Origin of the sequence: Streptomyces sp. NPDC056224 (assembly GCF_042267665.1) — a bacterium.
In the GTDB taxonomy this organism is placed as follows: domain Bacteria; phylum Actinomycetota; class Actinomycetes; order Streptomycetales; family Streptomycetaceae; genus Streptomyces.
In genome coordinates, this window is sequence record NZ_JBHJTK010000046.1 from 47,408 (window position 1) to 54,278 (window position 6,871).

Consider the following 6,871-nt stretch of genomic DNA (forward strand, 5'->3'; position numbering starts at 1 on the left):
CCGACTCACCATCGTCCGGCACCTTCGCGCGGTGCTAGATGTGGAGGAGCTCGCAGCCATCGAAGACGCCAGGGCAGACGGCATGCAGTGGGGTGCCATCTCCCTACTGCTCGGGATGCGGCATCCTGGAAGCGCGATGAACCGCCGCGAACGCCTCAAGGTTGGGACGGCGCACCCCCATGGACGCCGGACACCCGAGGCGAGAAGACGGATCTCTGACAACAGGTGACACCCTGCGGGGTGTTTGTACTGGTCTGAGGCTGACCCTTTGGAGTGGACACCCTGACAATGGATCTTGATGGTCCAGGGAGGGATGTCCAGGTGGGACGTAGGTCTCCGTATCCGGAGGAGTTCAGGAAGGACGCGGTTGCGCTGTACCGTGCCGCGGCGGGGAAACGGACGTACGCGGCGGTGGCCGCGGATCTCGGCATCACCGCGGAGTCGCTCCGGACGTGGGTGGCAAGGCCGAGGCCCGGGCAGTGCCCGAAGGCCGCGACGGCGGCGTGAGCGCGGCCGAGGAGCTGGCCCGGCTGCGTGCGGAGAACGCCCGGCTGCTCAAGGCCGAGCAGGAGTGGCGGCTGGAGCGCGAGATCCTGCGCCGGGCGGCCGCCTATTTCGCCCGGGAGGTGAAATGAGCCCCCGCCGCTGGGCCTTCATCTCCGACCACCGCGCCGACTTCGGCGTCAAGCGGATCTGCCGGGTACTCGGAGCGTCCCGCGCCGGCTACTACCGGCACCTGGCCGCCGGACAGGGCCGCGCCGAGTGCCAGGCCGAGGAGAAGCGGACCGTGGGCGAGATCTGCGCCATCCACGCCGAACACCATGGCGCCTACGGCGCCCCGCACGTCCATGCCGAGCTGCGTACGAGAGGACGCACGATCAACCGCAAGCGCGTGACCCGGGTGATGCGGATGAACCACATCGCCGGCCGGCACCTGCGGAAGAAGGAGCGGACGACGATCGCGGACAGGGCCGCGCCACCGTGCCGGACCTGGTGATGCGCGACTTCACCGCGTTCACGCTGAACACCAGGTGGTGCGGCGACATCACCTACACAGCCGTCGGCCCGACGTGGCTCTACCTCGCCACGGAGATCGACATCTGTTCGCGGCGGGTGGTGGGCTGGTCGATCGCGGACCGCATGCGCACCTCGCTGGTCACCGACGCGATCAAGATGGCGCTGTGGCCGCCCGCGGCGGCCGGGTCCACGGCGCCGTTTTCCACACCGACAGGGCCGCCCAGACAGCGCGGTCGCCGTCGCCGAGGTCTGCCGCCGGCACGGCATCCGCCACACTATGGGCCGGGTCGGCTCGAGCTACGACAACGCCCTCGCCGAGTCGTTCCTCCAAGGCCTCAAGCGCGAGCTGCTCCATGGACGACGCTGGACCTCGAAGGCACAGACCGGCTCGAGCTGTTCCGCTGGCTGTCGTACTACAACAGGCGCTGTCGCCACTCCGCGCTCGGCTACCTCACATCAGCCGAGTTCGAACAGCAGCTGATCACGACACGTACGCTGTCACTCATCGCATGAAAGCCGGTGTCCACTCCCGGGGGACTGTAAATCGTTCTTCGATTGACAGACCCAGTGATCGTTCTCTGACGGGGATCGACGAAGATTGACGGTCCGGCCGTGTGGGCGAGATGCCCCGGCCGGGCAGTGGTGACATCCAATCTCCGTAGGTGATGACGAAGAGCGTTTGATGCCGAGTTTTCGGCAGCGGATGTTGATGTCGCCGGGGGACGGCACCGTCTACATCGGCAGCCGCGACAAGAAGGTGTACGCGCTGGACGCCTCTACCGGTCAGGCCGGCGCCTCGTGGCCCGGTCCAGATCGGCGGCGGGCAGGACGGTGAGAATCGGAGGTCCGTTCAACATCTCTCTCGGCCTCATCCCTCCTTGGGGGAAGATATATGCCATTTCTTGACATTTTAGAATGAATTGGAGTATCGTCAACGTGCCATGAAAGAGAAGCGCGCGTACGAGAGTCCGCTGCGTGCCGGGCAGCTTGAACAGACCCGGCAGCTGATCCTCGCCGCGCTCACCGAGGCCATCGCCGACGAAAGCGTCCAGGAGCTGACCATCCCGCTGGTGGCGGAGCGCGCAGGCGTCGCCGTCCGCACCGTCTACCGGCACTTCCCGACCAGGGAGGCGCTCTTCGCGGCCTGGAGCGGGTGGGCCCAGGAGAATCTGCACGTGCTCATGCAGTCCTACCCGGACACCTTGGACGGGCTGCGCCGCGTAGCGCCGGAGCTCTACCGCTCGTACGACGAGCACGCGCCACTGATCCTCGCCATGCTGAACTCCAAGGCGGCCCGGCCGCTGCGGGAGCAGGGCCGCAGGCATCGGTTCCACTCGGTGGAGGCGGCGCTGGCCGAGCTCACGGCGGAGGCCGACCCGGTAGCCCGCCGCCGCGCGGTCGCCGTGCTGTACCTGCTGGTGAGCGCCCCGGCCTGGCAGGCCATGCGGCTGCAGGCGGGGCTCGACGGGGCGGAGGCCGGCAAGGCCGCCGCCTGGGCGGTGCGGGTGCTCACAGACGAGCTGCGGCGAGACCCGGACGGCCCGCTACGCCACCCGGGCAGATGACCGGCGAGGAGGAGAGCCATGAGCATCGCCACGGAACGCACTTTCGCTCCACCGGGGCCGGGTACCTGGTTCCTGGACCCGACCCACTTCACCCGCCCGGTGACCAGGTTCCACGCCGAGATCTTCGTCGAGGAGCTGCACCGCGGCTTCGGAGAGAGCCTCCGCCGGTACGGGTCGCTGCTCGAACGGCTGGACTGGGCCTTCGTCAACGGTTTCTGCTACTACCATCCCCAGCCGCTGGGAGCCCCGCCGGACGCCACTGACCACCCGCCGAGAGAGGTCTGGGAACGCCTTGCCGCCGATCATCCCGAGATCCGCACCAGGCTCGCGACCAGCGCGACCGTCTTCGAGCGCAAGCTGTGGCGCGAGGACCTGCGCCGCTGGGACGAGGAGGTCAGACCCGGGCTCCAGCGCGAGCGGCGCGAACTGCAGCAGGTCGAGCCCGGTCTCCTCGATACCGGCAGTCTGCTCGCGTACCTCGACCGGTGCCGGGAGCACCAGCGCCGAGCCGGCTACCTGCACCACCTGTTCAACATGCCGGCACTGCTGCCGATGGGCGATCTGCTCGCACACTGTCAGGAGTGGACCGGGCGCACCACCGGCGAGATCCTGGCCCCGCTGGCCGGATCGAGCCCCGACCCGCTGGCGGACCGGGAGGAACTGGCCGAGCTGGCCGCCGCCGTAGCAGCGGACCCCCGGGCGAGCGTGCTGCTCGCCTCCCCGGCGCGACCCCAGGAGCTGCTGGCGGCACTGGGGGCTGTCGCGGGACGTACGAGTACCGCCCTCGCCGAGTACCTGGAGACGGCGGGCTGGCGCCCCGTCAATGGCGAGGACGTGGGCGATCCCTGCGTGGCGGAGTTGCCCGCCGTCGTGCTCGCGGCCATTCGCTCGGCGGTCTCCTCCTCGACGAGGCCTCAGGCGGACGCCCGCGCCGACCAGCGCGCCGACGCGGCGGCCGACCTTCGCGACGCCGTACCCGCGCCGCACCGCTCCCGCTTCGACGAGCTGCTCGCCGAGGCGCGGGTGGTCTCCCGGCTGCGCGACGAGCGCGGGTCGTGCGCGGACCTGCCGGCCATCGGCCTCACCCGGCGCGCCGTCCTGGCGGCCGGCCGACGGCTCACCGAGCAGGGCCGGATCCACGCACCCGCCCACCTGGCCGAGGCGGGCTACGCCGAGCTGCGCGCCCTGGTCCGTACGGGCTCTGGGCCCGACGCCGCAGAACTCGCCGCCCGGGCGTATTACCGCGACCACGCCCGGTACGCGGACGCGCCGCCGATGCTGGGTCCACCGCCGGGCGACCCGCTGCCTCCCGATTGGCTGCCGCCCGCCGCGGCACGCCTGGAACGAGCCCTCGGGGCCATCGTCCTTGCCATGTTCACCAACCCGGCTGCCCGGACCGAGGGGCGGACCGTGCACGGGCTCGGCGCGAGCCCGGGCGTGTACGAGGGCACGGCACGGGTGATCAGCGGCGTGCCCGAGTTCGACCGCATCCAGTCCGGCGACGTCTTGGTCACCGACGCGACCACCACGGCCTTCAACATCGTCCTGCCACTGCTCGGCGCGATCGTCACCGATCGCGGCGGGGCGCTCTCCCACGCCGCCATCGTCGCCCGTGAGTTCGCCATCCCCGGCGTCGTCGGATGCACGGATGCCACGGCGGTGATACCCGACGGCGCCTGGGTGCGGGTCGACGGCAGGGCCGGAGAGGCGGCGGTGGTCCGATGACGGGTCCGCTGTCGCCGAGCACGTGGTCCGCCCCCGTGCCGCTCCGCCTGGCCACCGACGAGAGCCGGTACGGCGGCAAGTCCTCGCAGCTCGCGGCCGCCGCCCGGGCGGGTCTACCGGTACCGGAAGGAATCGCCCTGGAATGGCTGTTTGTCGACGCCGTCGCAGCAGGCGACGACGAGGCGCTCGCCGCCCTGCACGTGTCGACCGCCGACTTGCAGGGCGGCGGGCTGGCCGTCCGTTCATCCGCGCTGGGCGAGGACTCGGCCGCGGCGAGCTTCGCCGGACAGCACCTCACCTGCCTCAACGTACGGGGTCCGGACGGGCTGACCGAGGCGGTCCGAATGGTGAGCGATTCGGCGCACTCCGCCGCCGCGCTCGCCTACCGTGAGCGGCTCGGGTTGCCCGGCCGGCCCAGAGTGGCAGTGGTGGTACAGGAGTTGGTGGTACCCGAGTGCGCCGGAGTCCTGTTCTCCCGAGACCCCCTCGACGGCTCCGACGTCCTGGTCATCGAGGCGAGTTGGGGCCTGGGCGAAGCCGTGGTCAGCGGCCTGGTCGTACCGGATCACTACAGGGTCCGCCGCGACGGCCGGGTGATCGAGCGCACGGCGGGCATGAAGGACCTGGCCGTGGAGCCCGCGCTGGCCGGCGGAACGAGCCAGGTCCCGGTCCCCGCCGACCGAATCCACCGACTCTGCCTCGACGAGACGCGGTTGGAGAGCCTGCGGGAACTCACCGCCCGCTGCGAGCAGGTCTTCGGCGGGACGCAGGACCTGGAGTGGGCCTTCGTCGCCGACCTTCTCCGTCTGCTCCAGCGCCGGCCGATGACCGGGGCCGTGCCCCCGCACTGACCCCTGCGTAGCCGCCCACCTCAGCTCGGGGACGATCACGGACTGCTTGTGGTTGAAGATGCCGGCGGCGTCCCAGATGGGGCACAACTCAGAGAGGGCCAATCGAACGGTGTAGCCATGGTGGTTGGGGCTACTGACGGGCCGCTGACAGTCGGCCGTCGAAGGTGATCACTGAAGAACCACCGCCGAATAGCACCGTCGCCCAGGCCTGGCCCCTCCCTTCGAGCCGATGCTCGCCCAGGCCGCCGAGTCCATCCCCGGACCCGGTGTCCTGGCGGGCGGCCTGGCCCTGGAGCAGAAGTTCGACGGCCACCGCGCGATCCTCTTCACTCCGGCCAGCCCCGGCAGGCGGCTGCTGCTCCAGACCCGGCACGGCACGCTCATCCAGGACCGCTTCCCCGACCTCACCGCGGCCGCCGGGCAGCTGCCCGACGGCCTGGTCCTCGACGGCGAGCTCGTCGTCTGGGACACCGCAGCCGCGCGGCTCTCCTTCGAAGCGCTCCAGCGGCGAGCCGCCGCCCGCGGCCGCACCGCCATCGCACTAGGGCCTGTGTGGTGTCGTGATCAGTCGGGGGCCTTCAGAAGGTCGTCGATCCAGATCATTGCGGCGCGGAGGTGGAGGCCGGCGAGGTAGCTCTCGGGTGTCTTGCCGTATCGGGTGGCGATGCCTCGCCAGGCCTTCAGCTTGTTGATCAGGCGTTCGACCGTGTTCCGTTCCTTGTAGAGGTCGGCGTCGTGGCTGACGGGCCGGCCGCCTCGTGCGCCCTTGTTCTTACGGTTGGCGGCCTGGTCCCGCTTTTCCGGGATGACGGCCTTGATTCCTCGTTTGCGCAGGTAGGAGCGGTTGCCGCGGGACGAGTAGGCCTTGTCCGCGGCGACCGCGCCGGGCCTGGTGCGGGGACGGCCGACAGGCAGGCGGACTCTCACCTTCGCGAGCACGGGGGTGAACTGTGGGCTGTCCCCGGCCTGCCCGGCAGTGAGGACCAAGGCGAGCGGACGGCACCTGCGGTCAGCGGCGAGATGAATCTTGCTGGTCAGTCCGCCCCGGGACCTGCCGAGCAGGGCTTCCTTCAGGCGGAGCCGGCGTCTGCGCCGGCCGCTACGACGCTCGGCCTGTCCGTTCTGTTCCTCCGGTCCGCCCCTTTTTGGCGGGCCGCTTCCTGCTCCTGCGCGGCTTCTTGCAGGGCCTCCATGAGGTGCTTGCTGACGCGCATCCCCGCCGCGTCGTGGTGGGCGCGGACGGTTGTGGAGTCCACGCTGACCAGCGACAAGTCCGTTCTCCCCGCGCGGGCCGCCTCGGCGATCAGGCCTTCCAGCAGGGCGGAGAAGACACCGGCATCCCGCCAGACGCGGAAGCGCCCGTAGACGGTGGCCCACGGACCGAACTCGGCAGGCATCTCCCGCCACTGGGCACTGGACCTAAACCGCCAGATCACACCCTCGAACTGCTCCCGCAACCGCTCCGGGTACGGGCCGAACCTACCGATCGGCAGATACGGCTCGATGAACTTCCACTGAGCATTGGTGAGTTGCCTGCGTGTCACGACCCCAGTCCTACCGGATCCCACCCCACGAGCAGGACAGAACCCAGCAACTGATCACGACATCACACAGGCCCTAGTACTGCAACGGTGTTTGCCGTGACGGTTGGGCAGGTCCGTCGTTGGTCGGTTCATGGGTGGGGAACTTACTGATGCCCGGTCGTGGGCTGGT

At 70.1% G+C, this 6,871-nt stretch carries 5 protein-coding genes and 2 pseudogenes; 6 read left to right on the forward strand and 1 reads right to left on the reverse strand.

Going from position 1 to position 6,871, the window contains the following annotated elements:
• Window positions 1–321: 321 nt before the first annotated feature.
• The 6 genes and pseudogenes from ACFCZ1_RS32945 to ACFCZ1_RS32970 all read left to right on the forward strand — a co-directional run bounded on the left by ACFCZ1_RS32945 (window position 322) and on the right by ACFCZ1_RS32970 (window position 5,792).
• A pseudogene (locus ACFCZ1_RS32945) lies at window positions 322–1,530 on the forward strand (IS3 family transposase).
• 196 nt (window positions 1,531–1,726) lie between these two features.
• Window positions 1,727–1,852: a PQQ-binding-like beta-propeller repeat protein gene (locus ACFCZ1_RS32950; RefSeq protein WP_376681948.1), complete on the forward strand. Its 126-nt coding sequence runs from the start codon at window positions 1,727–1,729 to the stop codon at window positions 1,850–1,852.
• A gap of 106 nt (window positions 1,853–1,958) precedes the next feature.
• Window positions 1,959–2,582: a TetR/AcrR family transcriptional regulator gene (locus ACFCZ1_RS32955; protein WP_376681942.1), complete on the forward strand. Its 624-nt coding sequence runs from the start codon at window positions 1,959–1,961 to the stop codon at window positions 2,580–2,582.
• A gap of 18 nt (window positions 2,583–2,600) precedes the next feature.
• Window positions 2,601–4,307: a PEP-utilizing enzyme gene (locus ACFCZ1_RS32960; protein WP_376681943.1), complete on the forward strand. Its 1,707-nt coding sequence runs from the start codon at window positions 2,601–2,603 to the stop codon at window positions 4,305–4,307.
• Window positions 4,304–5,158 carry a PEP/pyruvate-binding domain-containing protein gene (locus ACFCZ1_RS32965; protein WP_376681944.1) on the forward strand — a complete coding sequence of 285 codons (855 nt, stop codon included), beginning with the start codon at window positions 4,304–4,306 and terminating at the stop codon, window positions 5,156–5,158. The genes ACFCZ1_RS32960 and ACFCZ1_RS32965 overlap by 4 nt, the downstream gene beginning before the upstream one ends.
• 229 nt (window positions 5,159–5,387) lie before the next feature.
• Window positions 5,388–5,792, forward strand: coding sequence for a hypothetical protein (locus ACFCZ1_RS32970; RefSeq protein WP_376681945.1), 405 nt, complete (start codon window positions 5,388–5,390; stop codon window positions 5,790–5,792).
• Here ACFCZ1_RS32970 and ACFCZ1_RS32975 read toward each other — a convergent pair.
• Window positions 5,723–6,702, reverse strand: a pseudogene (locus ACFCZ1_RS32975) (IS5 family transposase). The gene ACFCZ1_RS32970 and the pseudogene ACFCZ1_RS32975 sit on opposite strands and share 70 nt — an antisense overlap.
• Window positions 6,703–6,871: the final 169 nt, after the last annotated feature.